We start from the raw sequence: 17759 nt of genomic DNA on the forward strand, positions 1-17759 counted from the left end.
GGAAGTGCTTTTGACAACAAGAGCACTGATCCAGAGTAAGGGGCGCTGGGAACAACTTTGGTCTGAGTTCATGACTGGAAAGGTTGAAGCTAACCTATGAGTCAGTTATCAAATTGAGAGAGCACCCCAATCCAAAGCAAAATTGAGTGCATCTTTCCAGGCTGCATACCATTCATCACTTTCTTCTTTCTGAGACTTCCCATACGCTTCCAATAATTTCCAGTGATCTATCAGGCTTTTTTTTCTAAGACCTGAAGGTGGCTGAGAGCTGGATGCACCAGCACCCAGAGACACCAGATATGAACTGCTGCCCCCTTCTTCATAGGGGTTGATCGAAGCAACAGGATCAATCAAATCCAGCGTTAACGGATATGGACATGCAAAGTCTTGTGACGGTACAGGGCCAGAAAATGCCTCTGCTCCCGGTGGCCAATAATTCTGAAAACTGGCTGGTCCAGACTGTTCACCTACACTCAGGCTTTCCATCAATTGGGTAAGGGCTGCTTCAGCATTATCTTCCGATAATTTAGTTTGCTCCTCTACTACTGAATCTCCAACCAAAACTTCAGGCTTGGCCTTCGATACCTGCCATTGATTCCAGAATTTGGTAAAACCATTTTTTCCTGGTTGGGAATAAGGCTCTTCAAGGCCTGGAGATCCAGTGCAAGTGGCTTCCTGAGTCACAGAAAAAAGACGCTCCATTTTCTGATTCTCCTGAAATACTTCCATTGCAAATGATTGGGATAAACCAGCCACCTTCACCACAGAAAGCTCGCCATTTCGCAGAGAATTTCCTTTACTCAGATCAGTAGAGTGCCCCGCTATTTCTGGAGATAAATCTTCCCCCACATCATCAAGAAGACTTAGTATATTTTTCTTTATCCAATACTCTGGATCATGACTATCATCCTTATCCTGACAATCTGTTTTTTTCCCGACTTCAACTATACGCGTTCTTTCAGAACGACAACTTGATACTCTACGCGGACCATAAATAGCTGAATCATCCTGACCGGTATCGAAGCGACCATAATAATTCTTTTGGTCATATGGCGTACTTGGAAATACGCCACTATTTCTATCCATAACAAAGCTCGATTGATTAAATAGATTAAGACAGTCTTCGTTATGAAAAATTCAAAAGATTCAACATCCAAGACCTGGATTTGAACTTGCCTCAGAAAACAGTTTTATTTTGGCTTCCTGGAACAATGGTTAATTGCTTGGGGGTTAATAAAGAACCTGTATAATACCTCCCAAGAAACACTCGGCCTGAATAATAAACCGGAGTAAGAATGGCCCTAGCAATCTTTGATCTGGACAATACCCTAATTGCTGGCGACAGTGATGCCCTGTGGGGAGAGTTTATGGCCGCCAACGGCCTGGTTGATACTGAAAGCTTCAGGGAAGGCAATAACCGCTTTTACGAACAGTATAAAGAAGGGGTTATGGACATCTGGGAGTATCTGGATTTCTGCCTTAAGCCATTAACACAATACACCCTTGAAGAGCTTGAAACCTGGCATGGCCAGTTTATGGAACAGGTAATAAGCCCCATCCTGTTGGATAAAGGCTTTGCACAGATTGAACAACACCGCCAGCAAGGTGATCATATTATGATCATCACCGCAACCAACCGCTTTGTAACCCAGAATATTGCTGAAAAGTTTAAGGTAGACACTCTGTTGGCCATTGAACTGGGGATGAGTGACAACCGTTACAATGGCAAGGTTATTGGAACCCCCACTTACCAGCAGGGGAAAGTGCTACGCCTGCAGGAATGGCTCAACGAACATCCAGAGCATTCAATGAAAGGCAGCTACTTCTACAGTGACTCACAAAATGATCTGCCGCTGCTGCAAAAGGTCGACAACCCTGTCGCTGTAGATCCCGACCCGGAGCTCCAACGTTTCGCAAAGGAACATGGCTGGGAAATCACCAGTTTCCGCTAATGGCTCTTTAACCACGAAGTGCACAAAACTCCACAAAGAGAAGAAAAAGCCTTTCTTAGTGAGCTTTGTGCTCTCCCTGGTCCCATTTTCTTGGCCATTAATACCCAATCACTGAAAAGTTAACCGGCCAAAAATTGCTTTGATATATTCCGTTTCTGGAATGGATGGATGCACAGGATGATCAGGTCCCTGGTGCCCCTGGTCCAGAATCTGAAGGTTACGGTCAATATGGCGACTGCCAGCTCGGAGCAGATCAATCATATTGTCCTTCTGCAAATGCATGGAGCAGGAAGCGGCTACCAGATAACCATCCTTCTCCAGCAAACGCATGGCAAGCTCATTAATTCGACGATAGGCCTGCTCACCGGCTTTGATGTCTTTTCGTTTTTTAATGAACGCCGGTGGATCAACAATCACCACATCAAACCGTTCCTGCCCCTCCCTCAAGGCCTTCAATGCCTCAAATGCATCGCCTTCCAGAGTATCCACTTTATGCTGAACTTCATTCAGTTCAGCATTGGCATGAACATTTTCCAGTGCCAGAGCAGACGCATCGACACAGGTCACTTTATCAGCGCCAAAAGCCGCTGCCTGAATTCCCCAGCCACCCACATAACTGAAAACATCCAGTACCCGTTTGCCTTTTACATAATTACGGAGCCGGTCTCGATTGAGCCGGTGATCATAAAACCACCCGGTTTTCTGGCCTTCCATCACCGGTGCCTGGAAGCTTACGCCATTCTCTTCCAGAACCACGACTTCTGGCACGACACCTGAGGCAATCTCAACATATTGAGGAAGGTCTTCAAGCTTGCGGGCATTGCCACTGTTCTTGAACAGAATACCTTTGGGTCTAAGAACCTGGTTTAACGCGTTAACAACGTCATCCCGAACACGCTCCATCCCGGCTGTGGATATCTGAGCCACCAACACATCATCAAAACGGTCTACCACCAACCCTGGCAACCCGTCACTGTCGCCATAAATTAGCCGGTAATAGGGCTGTTCAAACAGTCGCTCTCTCATACTGAGAGCAACATTGATTCTGTGAATCAGAAGCGCCTTATCCAATGGCTGATCAGCTTCTCGACTCACCAGGCGGGCACAGATCAGGCTATTGGGATTCACATACGCTGTACCCAATGTCTTGCCAAACGAATTTTCGACCAGCACACACTCACCCACTTCATAGTTCTTCAATGGCGAGGTCTGTGTATCTATTTCATTACTGTATATCCAGAGGTGCCCAAGCTTCAGGCGACGGTCAGCCTTATTCTTCAGGCGTAATCTTTTTAATATCATGAGACAACCCTTTTCAATCAGGCAGATCCAGTCAGACAGACCGACCGGAATACCAGTAAAGCCTGAGAGATAATCCAAGTGTTAGAGCCAGAATAAGCCAGGAACCGAAAATCACACCCTGCCAGCCCATCCAGCGCCAGAAAATATCCAGATAAAAGCCACCGGAACTGGCTCCCAGGTAATAAAAAACCAGGTAAAGGGAGGACGCACTGGCTTTCGCCTTTTTCACATTATGGCTCACCCAGCTGCTGGCATTGGAATGGGCAACGAAAAAACCAAAGGCATTCACCAGAAAGCCGGTAATGATCCAGCCAATGGATGACGTCAACATCAGGCCTGAGCCAGTAATCAGCAGGCACACGCCAAGAGCCATAATAGCAGGTTGCGACAACAAGCCCGACAGTCGCCCCGAGAAAGCAGCCCCCATGGTGCCACTGAGATAGGTGAGAAATAACATCCCCAGCCAGCTGGCTGACAGGCTATAGGGTTCCTGGGATAGTAGAAAGGTTGCATAGGTGTACTGGTTGACGAAAATGAAGAAGTTAAACCCGCTGATCAGAAAAGCCGTTAACAGTAATGGGTTCTTTAAGTGATCGTAGAGGTCTTGGGCCACTTTTTTCAGTTGAGGTCGGCTCGGTTGGAATTGTTTCGAATCTGGCAGCAGATAGATAAAAATAATCAGCAAGAAAAAGCTCAGTAAGGCCATGTACAGAAACGCATTCGACCAACCGAACCAGTCTCCCATGAACCCACCAAGTAACCGACCACCAATCCCTCCCAGGGAATTGCCACTGATATAAAAGCCGACCGCCACTGTCAGTGCGGGCCTGGCAAACTCATCTCCCATATAGGCAATGGCAATAGCGGGCAGGCCACCAAGGCAAAATCCCTGAATTGCTCTCAGGATAACCATGTGCTGATAGCTGCTGACCTGAGAAATCAAAAGGGTACAGAGAACCGCTCCTGCCATACTCCCCAGCATCAACCATTTCCGTCCAATAGCATCTGACAGAGGCCCGTAGAACAACAATGAAAGGCCCAGCATGAACGTTGTGATGGTAAAGCTGAAGCTGGCTTCCAGTGCCGTCAGACTAAAGCTTTCAGCCAGCATTGGCAGCAGCGGCTGGCTGATATAAAGATTGGCGAACACCATAAAAGAGCCAAGAGAGAGTGCAAGCGTTGCACGCCAGAAACCTTTAGTGCGGGCTTCAATCATGATGACTGCCTCAATACCTTGAGCTCGCAATACCCTGTTGGTATTACTTCTTGAAACGAAATTTATTGTTCTATTGCTGCCAACCAAACAATCGGCACATGCAGTCTATTCAAAGAAAGCAGCTACTTCCATGCAGAATCTCATTATCTTCGTCATTTATTTATTAGGATCACGAACACTGGCTAGTGACTGTTCAATAAGACTTTAGTGCATATACGAATACTCTCACACCCGATGGAACTTTAGTCTCTTTAAAACTTAAGATTAAAGTACCCACTGAGGAGCTGTAGAGATGTCTCATAACAATGAAGAACAGTTGAACACCCTGCTCCAATCATTGATGGATAGCACCAGTGATCGTTCAATGATGGATCTTCTGGAGTCAGCCCATAAAGGCTTTACCCAGGGAGCTAATGACTTTGTTGAACATGCAACAGGAAATCTATCGCCAGCCGATATTAAAAACAATCTGCGGACTTATCCTCTGGCACAAATTCTGATCAGCATTGTCAAATACCAAGAGCTGAACAAGAACACTGATATTGTTCGCAAGACCGTACTGGCCTTACTGGATAGCCTTGAAGACAATGTACTCCCAGAGTCTTATGACGTTCAGACGCTGGAGACAACGCTTCACTGACAACGTTCCACCAAAAATCACTGAATGGGGTACCTGAGTAATGATCGACCAGAGTGAGCTGCAGGAAAAAGGTTACATCATCGTTCCTGACCTGGTACCTGAGCAGTTACTCCAGCCCGCGATCAAAGCCATTACCAATTTTCTGGATGTTAATCTGGATGATCCCACAACCTGGTACCAGAAAAATCTGGGCAGTAATGGTATTGTCCCCATTCATCATCACCAGGCATTCTGGGATATTCGCCAGTATGAGCCGGTTTACCGATTGTATGCGGGTCTTTTTAAAACGGAAGATCTCTGGGTAAGATTGGATCGAGCCTCTTTCAAGCCACCCTGGCGTCCAGAGCATCCAGATGAAAAAGATGACAGCCAGATCCATCTGGACAGCCATCCAGAAAAAGTATTCTTACCAAGGTACCAGGGCATTCTCTACCTTACGGACACTGAGGAAAATCAGGGAGCCTTCTGCTGTGTCCCCAGCCTTTACACCGGGAAACAAACAACACTGAATAGAAACTCACTCCTATTTACCGATGAAGACTTGAAAGGCCACGATATTGTCCATCTGGCAGGAAAGGCGGGAACCTTCATTCTCTGGGACTCTCGCCTCCCCCATGCCAGCAGCCTGAACCTCCATTCAAAGCCACGTCTTACTCAATATATCTCCATGTTCCCAGCCGGTACCGAGGATAATCGTGAAGAGCGTATTCAGTTGTGGCGTGAAAAAAGAGCGCCTGAACGCTGGCGCAACTTTCCTTACCAACAGGATCCGGAACCGGGTCAGCCTGCTAAACTGACACCCATTGGAGAACAGCTTCTGGGTCTCAGATCCACATAGTCTGGACAAGTGCATCAAGAGTACACCTTGCCAGGCAGAAATCCTGCTGATTAACAGGCCCATCTGTTTGAATACAGGCTTCTTCTATCAATAACAGCCTGAGGGTTTCTTATATGCTTTCCAGTTATCAACCGGCGGTAGATCAACATCAACACGAGTGCTCCCAATACACATATAAAAGACCTTTTGGTGAGGGTTACATTGGCAGCGACAGGGTCGATCTCACTCAGTCACCTGGATGTGTTAAAAAAATACAGATGCTGTTCAACCGACCCAAACTGGTTGTTGATAATCAGGATATCGGTTACGAAACAAGACGCCTGGGCTGCTGGGAAATAATGATGCTTGACTGCATTGAACCTGAGTTATCTGGGCACCGAACGGAAAGACTGGCCCTCCAAAATCGCTCCAGTGCCGATAAAATTGATTTTGCTGAAGTAGAGGCAGCTCTGCTGAAAGAAAAGCAGGGTAGAAGTGAGAAGCAAGCGTTGGGAGATCCGGTTTCACAGGCAATTAGAAGAAACTTTGGTTCCTCCTTTCTGTGCTGTCTCGGTCTTGCAGAAGAGCTGCAAGATGATGCATCAGAGATATCTGAGCCCGATGAAGGGGGCGGAGCTGCCGCAGGAGGTGGGGGAGAAGCTTCAAGCCAGTCTGGCGATAGCGAACCAGGGGATTTTGGCGATTTCCTTGAAGCGGCTAAGATCATTCCAACGCTTTAATTTCAACAATCAGTGCACCTATCTTATCCCTTAGCCTCTTCAATAAGGCGCACTGTTGTTTCTGTCAGCAAGCTCACGGAACGCCAGAACTGGCTTTTGGCTGCTTGCGACTCAGGCTCGCTCTCTTTCAGTTGCATCAAACTCTCTTGCAGTGCTTTCGGGCATATTGCCGGACGCAAGGGAGCCGTTAGTGTTGGATAGTTTTCCTGGTAAAAACGGGACCAGTCAAAAAGCACTCCCGGATCTGCTTTGCCACGAAAGCCAGCTATATGCTCATGGCCAATAACCCTCTCAGGGTTCCGCAGGTTAGGGTAGTGTTCTTTGAATCTGGCCATCACCCAGTGCAGAGACTGATACTGCTCTTCGGTAAACGGAAATACATTGCCGTTATAATTCACCAGTTCAATGCCAATAGAGCAGTCATTTAAACCCTGAACACCTTCCCACTCACTAACCCCTGCATGCCAGCCACGGTGTGCATGACCATTCAGGCAGTCTACCAGCTCATAAATCTCTCCATCAGTATCGATAACCAGGTGTGAAGATACACAGGACTCAGGGTTCATAAAAATGTCCAGAGTATCTTTCAGGTCTACCGCTGTATAATGAATTACCAGATAATCCACAGGAATTAACCAGTCATCCCTGTTAGCAGTTTTTACCCTGTTCACATTCAGAGTCATAAATACGCAGCCTGATAGGTATCGATCAATCTATCATTGTCTGATTTGCCAGAGACTGCAAGCTGTCACAACGTTACGATTAAGACATTAATGGAGGATAAACAATGGCCAAAGGGCTGTTAAAACATCAGGAGCGACAGAGTGCCTTGAGTCTCCTGGGAAAAGATCTGGCACGCCGGGCAAAATCAAAATGTGAGATTTGTGAAGCCTCTGGAGTTCCGCTGTCCATCCATGAGGTAGAGCCCGTTCCCAGTGAGCCAGACTACGACCACTGTCTGATGCTTTGTGAAACCTGCAAAACGCAACTGGAGAATCCAAAGCGCCTGGAGCCTAACCACTGGCGCTGCCTGACCAAAAGTATCTGGAGCCAGATTCCAGCCGTACAGGTGGTATCGCTCAGGCAGTTAAGGAAGTTATCGGAAAAACAGGACTGGGCTATTGAAGCACTGGAGCATGCCTATCTTGAGCCTGAAATTGAGCAATGGGCAAACTCTGAATAAAGTTAGAAGCCCCTTGATTCTTAACTCTTAAGAATCAAGGGTTGTCACTCACAAAAATATCAAAAAGCTTCTAGTGGTTATTCACCCTTGTATAAATAGCCATGCGGCAATGTTTGTTTACGTTTTTCCAGTGATCTTTTGTCTGATGCATAAGGGCACCATCAGCATCATTAGTAGTGTTTATGATTGCCTCATCCAGAGCATCTTCAGTCCCATGTATTGGCATCGTTATAACTGTGGGCACCATGAATGGCTGATGATCATCACTCCCCAAACGCATTCCCATTGAGTTAGCAAGATAGAGGCGATTGTTTTCAGGCTCATGAAGAAAAGTGATATAATGACCTTCCGCTATATTAACAGAGCTGGCAAGCTGGTATTCGACAAGCTCCCCACTTGAGTCAAATTTCTCAATTTTATCTGATAGAACCATGCCTACTCTCTCACCAGCTCCAAAGGTGGGAGGTGCAAGTACCAGAACATCCGAGTCTTCCAGACGTGAGTCAGGGTCACGAGCAACCTGGTCCAAGTAAACACGATTAAATGCTTCGGCCATATCCATTCCTGCAAGTTCTTCACTCATATCCACAGGAAAGTTAAATATTTCAATTCGCCTAGGGCATCCTGTGAGAGATTGTAGTGACCTCAAGCCCATGACCATCTGTTCAAAAAACTCATCTGGCTCAAGTACCACGCCTTCATTAAGCTCAAAATATCCACGAATCTCATCAAGTTCATCATTCACTCGAATCGACTCAAGTTGCTGCGAATTATACTTGACTAATACTCTATCCAATACTTGCAGCTGGCCAATAGCCTCCAGAAGCTTCCTATTATCTCTGTTAACCTTCTCGTCAACCGTATCTGTCCGTAAACTATCCCTGAGCGGCAGCGCCTCTGCTACCGCTTCCTGAATTTGTTCAATAAGCAAGCTCAGGCTCCCGCGATGGGACATACCCATTAATACCGAAGCAATCGCACAGTTATTTCTGGCTGCCTGAATACCAGCCCCCTGCATGACGGACACGGTTCCATGAGCGTAACCTCTTACCGGATAAGACTCTGCATCGGCTAACCTTTTGATTTCCTGTTTCCCTTCCTGTGCCTGTTTTTGGATTGCCTGTAGGTCAGCCATTAATGAGGAGGGGCCTTCTAATGAGGAGGGGCCGTCATCAAACGGAAGTTCATCATCCTGTGCATTAAGGAGAGCTTTCAACCCCGAGCGAAAAGCGTTTTCGTGAAGCTGATCCCATTGACCAAGAGATCTACCTCTTGATTGTTCAGAGCTAAAGGTGGGCAACAATGCAAAGGCACCATCAATTTGAATATCCGGAGTTGCAACAACATTCACTTGATCAGTATTGCCACGTCTATTTTCAGTTATAAACTGTTGAACCACCTCGACTACTTCTTGATGGGTCTGCAGCTGTAACAAACTCTCAATTGGCTCCATACCCAACCGGATAGCTTCTCTTATCTCATCATCATTGAGTTCTCTCTTACTGTAATGGGTAAGTAACCTGATTTTTTCCTGATCCTCAGCTGATAACTCATGAGTTGGAGTGACAACAGGAGATGAAGAATAGCTAGCAGCACTACCCTGCAAAGGTATAAATGAACCGGCATATGGTTCCAAGCCATCAGCTTGAATATTGAGTGGATTTAGCATCAGCTCATCGTAAGAACTGGATCGCAGAGATTCTGATCGTAATTGCCTCCCCCGAGCAACACCTGCGCCATCAATAACATCTTCTGGGGCTCCATCAAAGAAAGGAACCGGTTTTACAGGTGGTACCTTCGCAGATAAATCATTTCCATAAACAGCTGGAATACGGATATAGGGTGAAGGTCTTGTATATCCAGTAGCTAAATCATCTCCTGGTAGCCTCATCTGACCAGCGTTCGCTCTAAAAGGCCTTTCAGGAAAATTAACAGGCTCAGTTCTTGGAGGAATTGCAGGTTTTTGCGAGGCAGACGCTTTGGTTATCCGTGAATCATCAGCAACAGGTTTAACAACAGAAGAAATATTTAGAGGTGAAGCTTCTGCTCCTTTTGGTAATGGAGTTCTCATTGCTTTCACTTTGTACGCTGACAATCTGACACCAGAGCAATTGGATTCATCTCTCTTGGCCTGTCCTTCCATATCTACTGTTTGGCGAACATCCATCGAAGAATCTATTTCATCTTCATCAGATATCCTCAGACACTCTAAAATCAAACGGACTTCGCGATCCTCCAAACCAATTTGATCCTTTAGAGTATTCTCCAGCACTCCTGCTTCCATTAAATGAGGCTTTAAAGCAATAATCTGGTCATGTTTAGTCCGATCAATACATAAACCTCGCAAAATTTGCCTCAATTCTCGAGAGTTATCAGAAAGAACACGCTCAGCTTTTTCACGCTGCTGTGCTGATTTCGCGGGCTTTGGAGACATCATTACGCGAGATGATAATATTGTCGGCTCAACTGAGATTTTTTCCTTACCCTGAAGCCTGCTTTCTAATGTACTGCGTGCCCTGACTGATCCCTCAACGGCTAGTTGAGAGCCACTACCAGGCATATAAAACTGCTTCATTTCCAACAAAGAACTACCGGCAGAGTTACTCGAGGACGAACGAACTTTTGGCCTGACAACATGTGACGAAGATGACTCTGTAGCAATACTTTGATGATATTGATGGCTCTGATCTTGAGAGCCATCCGTTTTACGGGCAGAGGGGATTACTGCAGCCATGACAGCTCGGGAGCCATGAGATCCAGCAATAGCTTGGCTAGAGTTATCGGATGAAGAAGTTGCAATTGAGATGTTAGTGGTTACGGTACTACGATTACCAGTTTGGGAAGTAGATGCTTGAGCCCGCATATCATACACAGGAGAATATTTACGACTCCTGTTAACTGTTGATTCAGGTGCCTTTGGTCTTGCACTTGTTTCAGAAAAAGTACTCTTCTTCTTCTCTGCTTTTAACACCTCGTACCCTATGAAAAAATTATCTATAGCCATTTTTTGGCTTGGGCTTATCTCCTTATCAAGACTAAAACCTTCTAAACCCTGTATGACTTTTTCAGACTCTTTCATACTCTTCAGAACATTCCTAATATCCTGAACAGTTAGCTTTCTCATGAAACTATATCCCTTGATTTTTCCACGCTGAAAGATGTCAAAGCAATCCCGGGCAGTTTTCATTAAAGAGTCTTCATCAGGTAAACAAGCTACTGATCTCTGGCTGCCCTGTGAATATAACTGAGGGGTTACAGACTCTTGACGTATTTGACGAGAAGAAGCAGAGGGTTTTAGTAAACGCTGAGATTCGGGATGTTGCAGGGTTTCGGTTCTTGGAATTGCATGACCTGAAGCTCCGTGAAACTCCGTCATCCTTTTTGAACACCGATAGCCTGAGAATTGCCTCGATTGACCGGATTTTCCTGATCTACCGTTATCATCACGCCTTTCGTTGCTTTCAAGAGCATGAGCTCCATAACTACGTCCTGTAGCATCAGACTGTTGTTCTCTACGAGACTTTGGTATTCCATAACTTGATTGTCCAACCTGATGATCCATTTCTTACTCCTTAAATGCTCTGGAAAGGTTGTTTAAACGAGTGAGGTTTAAGCAACTTCTGAACTTCCTGTGTTCGACAAGGACTTGATATTTCACTTATTTTAAGTGATGACAAATTAGTTTATTCAGAAATTACACCTTCAACCTGAAACCTGATTATTTCCTAGCGGTTTGCTATTTAACTCTTTTAGATCAAAAGCAAAGACAATAGTTCACCAAACCGATAAACATACAAAGGAAAAATTTATCAAACACTATTAACCTGTTGATATCTAATTAATATCTGATCATCGAGAACAAACTGATCCGATTGAGAATAATGCATTATAATTCGCTGATGCCTTTAGATGAGTAAATAAACAGTAAGGGATTTCATCATTCAGCAGAATGTAAACCAAATCAGAAGCTTGCACTCTGAGCTAAGAGGGCTTTATAGTCATTAGCATGAGACAATTATTAAAATATCATGCATTCCTGCTATTTCTGCCTGCCACCCTGATGGCGGAAACAGAAGAGCCAGCGAATCCAGTCAGTGAACTGGATCTGTTTCAGGTTGTTATGCCGATGCTGATGGTGGTCAGCCTGATTTTTGTATTAGCCTGGCTGGTCAAGCGATTTAACCCGAAACTGCCCGCCATGGGAAAAGATATTGAGCTGCTATCCAGTGCTCCTTTATCAAACCAGTCCCGCCTGACATTGGTTCGGGTTAGCGGTAAAGATATTCTTTTAGGCATCACCCCAAGCCAAATTACTCTGCTCAAAGACTTTGATGCCCCGGTAGTTGATAGAAGTCATGTCAAAGGGCAGGCTGACCTGGCAGAGCAGTTTAAAAAGCTCCTGCGCTCCAAATCGGATGGTGATAAATCATCTGAAAAAGCTGACGCCTGATCCCTCAATTTCAATGCCTGATAAACCAGATGATTCGGCCAGGCCCTTTTTCAAGGGCTTGAGTTCTCATTCAGTTTATCTGGCTGCTTTTCCACAACCAGTTATGCATAACTAACTTATTCATAACTGAGAACAGGAGTTATACAGGTCGCACACAGGTTATCCACAAACACCTGCACACAACCTGTTATTGCCCGTTTATTGTTCCATCATCTGCGATATCAACATGATCATTTTCATTTCCGTCAGGCAGATCTGCTGAAGGGATTCCCGGCTGTCTTCACTGAGATACCCAAGGAATTCATTCTGCTCATCCCGATCATGCCATTTTCCAGTGGCCATGTTATCCGGATAATACTGCAGCAGCTTTTCCTGGAGGCCATTGTGTTTTTCCTGCAGAACCATCAGCATGCCAATCAGTACCGCTGGTATGTCTCTCGATATTTCCTGACGTAGCTTGATGTAATTAAAGTAGAGCATGACGATCCGCTCTGTGCTGTCCCGCAGGCATAGCAGACAGAGGTAAGATTCATCTTGAATGGGGAGAATGGCTGAGCCCGAAGAAACGGTATCGTTAACACTGTCTTCATGGGCAACCTGTTCATTTGCACTGAGTCCTTTAACATCGGAATCACTAACCAGCGCCATAATCACCTCCTTCCCTGAGGTAGTGTTTTCTTCAGGTTAATCCAAGTCGTTAACAGATTTCCACAGTTTCCCTGATCAACTCCCTGAATGAACTGTGGATAACTGCTCTTATCCCCCACTCCTGCTAGGTGAAACAACAACTGTCTATTTTTTAAACAGCTGCATTTTCATTCACACTTCCTTCAAAATATTTGCAGGAGATTGACTGATGACCCGGCGAATCCCCAACCATCCGGAAATACCCAGAACAGTGGCTCCAAACAGAGGTAATGCACACCAGATAAACCAGGCAGGCTCCCAGCTCAACTCAAAAACCCGGGTGTTGAGCAAATAGCTGGTAAGCTCGGTTCCGCCGGCCGCCAGCAGACCGGCAAGAACACCAAACAGTACAAACTCCCCAATCTGCATGATCAGGAGTTGCCGGCGAGTCCCTCCAAGTGAGCGAATAAGTGCCCCTTCCCGCAGACGTTCATCAATACTGGATTCAATCACTGACATCATCACCAGCAATCCCGCCAGCAGCAGTGCAGCCAGCATCGCTTCTACAGCAATCGTCGATTGCGCCAACATCTTCTGAACCTGGTTAATAACCGCATCCAGATCCAGTAACGTCATGGTGGGAAACTGAGTGATTAAACCATTGAGTAACAACTTATCCTCAGTGTCCAGATAGAAACTGTTCAGCCAGGTAGCAGGCATATCCCGTAGAACTTCCTCTGGGAAAATCATGTAGAAGTTTGGCCGGAAAGACTCCCACTGAACCGTACGGATACTGCTGACGGTTTCGGTAAACTCATTTCCTGACACAATAAATGTCAGTCGATCACCCAGCTCAATACCGAGCTTGCCAGCTATTTCTGTTTCAATGGAAAGACCGTCGTCACTGCCCGGTTCCCACCAGTCGCCCTCTTCAATATGGTTTTTTTCCGGCAATGTGTCTGACCAGGTCATGTTCAGTTCACGGTTCAGAGCGTTGTGGTTCTTCTGCTCCTTGGACACCGCCTCCCTGACCGGCACATCATTAATACGAACCAGACGGCCACGAATGATCGGATAGAGCTGACTGGTATCCACATCATTACTGGTCAGAAACTCGGAATACGCTTCAACCTCTGAGGGCTGGATGTTCATGGCAAAGTAGTTCGGCGTCTCTTCTGGCAACTCATTCTGCCAACGGTCGAGCAGGTCCGTACGAAGTAGCAGCACCACCGACATGGCCATAAAGGTCAGGGTAAATGCCAGCAGCTGAGCCGATGTTTTTCCTTTACCTTGAATAATCCTGCTGATTCCAGGGCGCCAGAACACAGGAAGGGTGGAAAGCCTCTGACGGTTACCCAGCTGAGCAAGCAGCAATTGAACACCCAGGGAGATCACCAACAGGATAGCCCCGGAAGCCAGGGCAAGAATCAGGGCCATAACCACCTCACCGGTGTGATACCAGAGCAGCAGAAAAACAGCCATTAAAGAGAAACTGTACACAAGCCAGGAAGCCGCAGGTGCAGGCGACAGGTCACGTCTTAAGACTCTCAGTGGTGAAACATCCTGCAGCCGTAACAGTGGCGCAAGACCAAACCCAGCAAGTGTAATAATCCCCGTTGCCCCACCGACCACCATGGGCATCATACCTGCCGAGGGCAGCCAGGCAGGCAGCACACCTTTAAGCAGTTGAACAATGGTTTCCTGAAGCAGCCACCCCAGCAACACACCGGGAAGCGCCACCAGCACTGCTACAAAAGCCAGTTCCCCAAGCAACAGTCTCAGCACCTGCTGACGACTGGCACCCAGGCAGCGCATTACCGCACAGCTATCAAACCGTCGCTCCGCAAAACGCTGGCTGGCCATGGCTACCGCGACGCCAGCCAGAAGCATCGCCGCCATACTGACCAGCCCAAGGAACTGCTTAAGCCGCACCACCGAGTTACGCAGATCACGTCGACTGTCGTCGGCCATCATCAACCGTTCACTGGTATCCAGACGATCTTTGGACCATTCCTTGAATTGCTCCAGTGACGAAAGCTCTCCCGCCATCAACGTTTTCCAGCTGACCCTGCTGCCCGGCTGGATAATACCGGTGTTTTCCAAGTCCGCCATATTGAACATCAGCCTTGGAGAAAAGCTGTAAAAATCGCCTCCACGATCGGTTTCCAGCGTGATCGCCCGGGTAATGGTCAGCCAGGTATTACCCAGCATTACCTGATCGCCGATATCCACACCCAGTAAAGGGAACAGCCTGGGTTCAAGCCAGGCTTCACCGGGCTCTGGAGTATCACTGACCATCTGATCTGGAGCGAAGGGCTGGTCTGCAGTCCGAATATGCCCACGCAGTGGATAATTGTTTTCCACAGCCTTGGCCGAGACCATCTGCATCTCATCCCCAGCCATTACCACCGATGGAAATTCAAGGACTGTGGATAACTGTAAACCCTGCTGTTTTGCCTCTTCCAGAATGACTGGCTGCACTGGTCTTGGGCTGCGAATCAACATATCAGCACCGAGAACTTCTGCCACCTGTCGTCCAAGTGCCAGCTGTAGCCGTTCACTGAACAGGGCAATGGCGGTACTGACAGCAACCGCCATCAACAGTGCCGCCACCAGCAACCAGAGTTCACCAGAGCGCCAGTCCCTGATCAGAAAACGCCAGGAGAGGCCGAATGTGCTTTTTGGCTTGTGGATAAATGCTTTGCTCTGAAGCTTTGTGGAGTGATTATTCACAGTCATGAAAGCTCCTCCAGACGACCACCATGCAGCTTCAGTATCCGCTGACAACGTCCGGCAAGATCCATATCATGAGTGACCAGCACAATAGTGGTACCGCTTCCCTGGTTCACTTCAAACAGGAGTTCGATAATGCTTTCTCCCGTTTTCTCATCCAGGTTACCGGTTGGCTCATCGGCAAAAAGAATATCCGGCTCGCCGGCAAATGCCCTGGCGATAGCCACGCGTTGCTGCTCACCGCCGGAAAGTTGTTTTGGGTAGTGCTCCAGCCGGTGCTCCAGACCAACACGGATTAATAGGTTCGTTGCCCGCTCACCCGGGTTATCCACACCCGACAGCTCAAGGGGCAGCATGACATTTTCGAGAGCGGTTAAGTTGGAAAGTAACTGAAAGGACTGAAATACAAACCCGGTACGCTCCCCACGCACTTTTGCACGTTCGTCTTCATCCAGATGATCAATGCGCTTTCCAGCAAGACTGACACTGCCAGCCGTCGGCAAATCCAGTCCCGCCAGAATACCCAGCAATGTTGACTTGCCAGAACCGGAAGTCCCAACGATCGCAACAGACTCACCAGACTTGATCTGAAGGTCAAGTCCGGACAAGATGGTGAGCGGGTTATCACGGGCAACAACAGTCTTTTCAAGACCAGAGGCAGTCACTGCCAGTGAAGTAGATTCAATTGATGCAGTTGTTTCAGCAGCAGCCTCAGGCGTGAGAGCGTTGGGAGAACTGGAGATCGCGTCATTCATGAGAAAATCCTTATTTCGTCGTCTTTTTACCAGCTCTAGGCTTACTATGAGCTCAAGGCTGCTTGCGATTGCTTTACTGACCTTTCCGGTTATCAGCCTTGCAGCTTCACAAAAAACACTGCTGATGTACGGCGACAGCCTGAGTGCTGCCTATGGTCTTACGGATATCAATCGGGGTTGGGTGCAATTACTCCAGGAAAAAATCGACAGTCATCAGTATCCCTGGAAGATCACCAATGTCAGCATCAGTGGTGAAACCACCGCCGGAGGCCTGAGCCGATTCCGTAAAACGCTGGAACAGATCAATCCAGACCTGGTCTTACTGGAGCTGGGTGCCAACGATGGTCTTCAGGGAAAGCCTCTGAAAACCATAAAATCCAACCTTGATCAGATGATTGCACTGACCCGGGAACACAATTCTGACATTATTCTCTTCGAAATGAAGATACCGCCCAACTATGGACCGGTCTATACCCAGCGTTTTACAGAAACTTTTCATGAGTTGAGCAGGAAGTGGGGTGTACCTGTGATTCCCTTCTTCCTGGATGGCGTTGCTGGTAATGATTCACTCAATCAACCTGACGGGATTCACCCCACAGAAGCAGCCCAGCCAATCCTGTTAAAGAACGTATGGCCTGAGCTGAAACCTTTATTGAAGTAGTGAATGCTTCAGGTGGTTAAACCAATGGCTTAACCACCTGTCGTACTTTATTGCCCGAGACCAGTTCCAGGAACTCATCACCCAGCCGCTTGCTCTCATCCACAACCCGTTTCCAGTAACGAACCCTTTCATCGTAGGTCAGCCGGGCAAAGTCATTGCGATCCGGTATTTTTTGATAGGGAAGCCGATCAACAAACTCCTGAGAGGGAGAAAGCAGCACCACATTGTCGATATTCCGGGGGGATGGCCTTCGATGCGTTAATGCCTTATCAAACCAGCCGGGAATCATTCTTGAGTAAAAGTGTGGATAAAGCACCAGACCATCGCCCTGATGAAAACGCATATCGAAGTGGTAATCGGTAATACCGCCATCCCGATAGCAGCCTGCAGGCGCTCCAGAGATATTCTTCACACCCCGCATCACGGCAGGAATGGAACCAGAAGCCATGATGGCATCCACCAGATTGGCTTCAGTCAGTCTTACACGCTCCGTTGGAAGATCACTGGTGTGATAAAACGCCGGTTTCTCTGAAGTTTCATATGTCGGATGATAAAACAATACTCCGGACACTATTATGCAGCGATAGCACCATAGCTACTTAGCTCCTCATAAGTATTCATGACTTTTTCGTCATTCATTGCCAAGCCTAACTTCTCAAAAACTCTGTGCATCAGGTTCTGAT

Annotated in this window: 16 protein-coding genes; 7 read left to right on the forward strand and 9 right to left on the reverse strand. The window is 47.1% G+C overall.

All coding sequences use genetic code 11. The annotated features are described in order from the left end of the window. Positions 1 to 108: 108 nt before the first annotated feature. Positions 109 to 1086 (reverse strand): hypothetical protein, encoded by a 978-nt coding sequence (locus AK963_RS15730; protein WP_066016396.1) that lies wholly within the window; start codon positions 1084 to 1086, stop codon positions 109 to 111. A gap of 209 nt (positions 1087 to 1295) precedes the next feature. Between AK963_RS15730 and AK963_RS15735 the strand changes: the two genes are divergently transcribed. Continuing rightward, entirely contained in the window at positions 1296 to 1952 is a 657-nt protein-coding gene (locus AK963_RS15735; RefSeq protein ID WP_066016397.1) for a histidinol-phosphatase, read from the forward strand. A gap of 108 nt (positions 1953 to 2060) precedes the next feature. On the opposite strand, the gene AK963_RS15740 is transcribed toward AK963_RS15735, so the two are convergent. Both AK963_RS15740 and AK963_RS15745 read right to left on the reverse strand, forming a co-directional pair. Then, positions 2061 to 3254, reverse strand: a complete 1194-nt coding sequence (locus AK963_RS15740; protein ID WP_066016409.1) for a class I SAM-dependent rRNA methyltransferase — start codon at positions 3252 to 3254, stop codon at positions 2061 to 2063. A 31-nt stretch (positions 3255 to 3285) separates the two neighbouring features. Then, complete coding sequence (locus AK963_RS15745) at positions 3286 to 4470, reverse strand: MFS transporter (RefSeq protein ID WP_066016398.1); 1185 nt, start codon at positions 4468 to 4470, stop codon at positions 3286 to 3288. Between the two features lie 292 nt (positions 4471 to 4762). Here AK963_RS15745 and AK963_RS15750 point away from each other — a divergent pair, with 292 nt between their 5' ends. The 3 genes from AK963_RS15750 (at position 4763) to AK963_RS15760 (ending at position 6667) form a co-directional block, all read left to right on the forward strand. Next, on the forward strand, positions 4763 to 5110 hold the full coding sequence (locus AK963_RS15750) for a hypothetical protein (protein ID WP_066016399.1): 348 nt from the start codon (positions 4763 to 4765) through the stop codon (positions 5108 to 5110). Between the two features lie 40 nt (positions 5111 to 5150). Further along, positions 5151 to 5948, forward strand: coding sequence for a phytanoyl-CoA dioxygenase family protein (locus AK963_RS15755; protein ID WP_066016400.1), 798 nt, complete (start codon positions 5151 to 5153; stop codon positions 5946 to 5948). A 113-nt stretch (positions 5949 to 6061) separates the two neighbouring features. Then, positions 6062 to 6667: a hypothetical protein gene (locus AK963_RS15760; RefSeq protein ID WP_066016401.1), complete on the forward strand. Its 606-nt coding sequence runs from the start codon at positions 6062 to 6064 to the stop codon at positions 6665 to 6667. A 23-nt stretch (positions 6668 to 6690) separates the two neighbouring features. Here the strand turns inward: AK963_RS15760 and AK963_RS15765 are convergent, their stop codons facing one another. Further along, complete coding sequence (locus AK963_RS15765) at positions 6691 to 7350, reverse strand: N-acetylmuramoyl-L-alanine amidase (protein WP_066016402.1); 660 nt, start codon at positions 7348 to 7350, stop codon at positions 6691 to 6693. Between the two features lie 104 nt (positions 7351 to 7454). Between AK963_RS15765 and AK963_RS15770 the strand changes: the two genes are divergently transcribed. Beyond that, complete coding sequence (locus tag AK963_RS15770) at positions 7455 to 7850, forward strand: phnA protein (RefSeq protein ID WP_066016403.1); 396 nt, start codon at positions 7455 to 7457, stop codon at positions 7848 to 7850. 70 nt (positions 7851 to 7920) lie between these two features. Here AK963_RS15770 and AK963_RS15775 read toward each other — a convergent pair whose 3' ends face one another. Further along, entirely contained in the window at positions 7921 to 11412 is a 3492-nt protein-coding gene (locus AK963_RS15775) for a hypothetical protein (RefSeq protein ID WP_139117445.1), read from the reverse strand. A gap of 444 nt (positions 11413 to 11856) precedes the next feature. On the opposite strand from AK963_RS15775, the gene fliO reads away from it, so the two are divergent. Continuing rightward, positions 11857 to 12300, forward strand: a complete 444-nt coding sequence (gene fliO / locus AK963_RS15780) for a flagellar biosynthetic protein FliO (protein WP_066016405.1) — start codon at positions 11857 to 11859, stop codon at positions 12298 to 12300. A gap of 198 nt (positions 12301 to 12498) precedes the next feature. Here fliO and AK963_RS15785 read toward each other — a convergent pair whose 3' ends face one another. The 3 genes from AK963_RS15785 to AK963_RS15795 all read right to left on the reverse strand — a co-directional run bounded on the left by AK963_RS15785 (position 12499) and on the right by AK963_RS15795 (position 16415). After that, positions 12499 to 12948, reverse strand: a complete 450-nt coding sequence (locus AK963_RS15785; protein WP_066016406.1) for a hypothetical protein — start codon at positions 12946 to 12948, stop codon at positions 12499 to 12501. Positions 12949 to 13119: 171 nt separating this feature from the next. Next, the gene (locus tag AK963_RS15790; RefSeq protein WP_083232694.1) at positions 13120 to 15666 is read right to left on the reverse strand and encodes an ABC transporter permease; all 2547 of its coding nucleotides are present in this window, start codon (positions 15664 to 15666) and stop codon (positions 13120 to 13122) included. After that, positions 15663 to 16415, reverse strand: a complete 753-nt coding sequence (locus tag AK963_RS15795; protein WP_139117446.1) for an ABC transporter ATP-binding protein — start codon at positions 16413 to 16415, stop codon at positions 15663 to 15665. Before AK963_RS15795 ends, AK963_RS15790 begins: the two co-directional genes overlap by 4 nt. A 46-nt stretch (positions 16416 to 16461) precedes the next feature. Between AK963_RS15795 and AK963_RS15800 the strand changes: the two genes are divergently transcribed. Continuing rightward, positions 16462 to 17076, forward strand: a complete 615-nt coding sequence (locus tag AK963_RS15800) for an arylesterase (RefSeq protein WP_238593751.1) — start codon at positions 16462 to 16464, stop codon at positions 17074 to 17076. 16 nt (positions 17077 to 17092) lie between these two features. Here AK963_RS15800 and AK963_RS15805 read toward each other — a convergent pair whose 3' ends face one another. Next, positions 17093 to 17647: a patatin-like phospholipase family protein gene (locus AK963_RS15805; RefSeq protein ID WP_066016408.1), complete on the reverse strand. Its 555-nt coding sequence runs from the start codon at positions 17645 to 17647 to the stop codon at positions 17093 to 17095. Between the last annotated feature and the right edge of the window lie 112 nt (positions 17648 to 17759).

The sequence above is a fragment of the Endozoicomonas atrinae genome (genome assembly GCF_001647025.1).
In the GTDB taxonomy this organism is placed as follows: domain Bacteria; phylum Pseudomonadota; class Gammaproteobacteria; order Pseudomonadales; family Endozoicomonadaceae; genus Endozoicomonas; species Endozoicomonas atrinae.

What these genes read in the sequence shown, in the direction of transcription:
- AK963_RS15755 (WP_066016400.1), top strand. Translation starts at nt 5,151, where the DNA reads ATGATCGACCAGAGTGAGCTGCAGGAAAAAGGTTACATCATCGTTCCT.
- AK963_RS15735 (WP_066016397.1), top strand. Translation starts at nt 1,296, where the DNA reads ATGGCCCTAGCAATCTTTGATCTGGACAATACCCTAATTGCTGGCGAC.
- AK963_RS15745 (WP_066016398.1), bottom strand. Translation starts at nt 4,470, where the DNA reads ATGATTGAAGCCCGCACTAAAGGTTTCTGGCGTGCAACGCTTGCACTC.
- AK963_RS15775 (WP_139117445.1), bottom strand. Translation starts at nt 11,412, where the DNA reads ATGGATCATCAGGTTGGACAATCAAGTTATGGAATACCAAAGTCTCGT.
- AK963_RS15765 (WP_066016402.1), bottom strand. Translation starts at nt 7,350, where the DNA reads ATGACTCTGAATGTGAACAGGGTAAAAACTGCTAACAGGGATGACTGG.
- AK963_RS15785 (WP_066016406.1), bottom strand. Translation starts at nt 12,948, where the DNA reads ATGGCGCTGGTTAGTGATTCCGATGTTAAAGGACTCAGTGCAAATGAA.
- AK963_RS15770 (WP_066016403.1), top strand. Translation starts at nt 7,455, where the DNA reads ATGGCCAAAGGGCTGTTAAAACATCAGGAGCGACAGAGTGCCTTGAGT.
- AK963_RS15750 (WP_066016399.1), top strand. Translation starts at nt 4,763, where the DNA reads ATGTCTCATAACAATGAAGAACAGTTGAACACCCTGCTCCAATCATTG.
- AK963_RS15740 (WP_066016409.1), bottom strand. Translation starts at nt 3,254, where the DNA reads ATGATATTAAAAAGATTACGCCTGAAGAATAAGGCTGACCGTCGCCTG.
- AK963_RS15790 (WP_083232694.1), bottom strand. Translation starts at nt 15,666, where the DNA reads ATGACTGTGAATAATCACTCCACAAAGCTTCAGAGCAAAGCATTTATC.
- AK963_RS15760 (WP_066016401.1), top strand. Translation starts at nt 6,062, where the DNA reads ATGCTTTCCAGTTATCAACCGGCGGTAGATCAACATCAACACGAGTGC.
- fliO (WP_066016405.1), top strand. Translation starts at nt 11,857, where the DNA reads ATGAGACAATTATTAAAATATCATGCATTCCTGCTATTTCTGCCTGCC.
- AK963_RS15730 (WP_066016396.1), bottom strand. Translation starts at nt 1,086, where the DNA reads ATGGATAGAAATAGTGGCGTATTTCCAAGTACGCCATATGACCAAAAG.
- AK963_RS15795 (WP_139117446.1), bottom strand. Translation starts at nt 16,415, where the DNA reads ATGAATGACGCGATCTCCAGTTCTCCCAACGCTCTCACGCCTGAGGCT.
- AK963_RS15800 (WP_238593751.1), top strand. Translation starts at nt 16,462, where the DNA reads ATGAGCTCAAGGCTGCTTGCGATTGCTTTACTGACCTTTCCGGTTATC.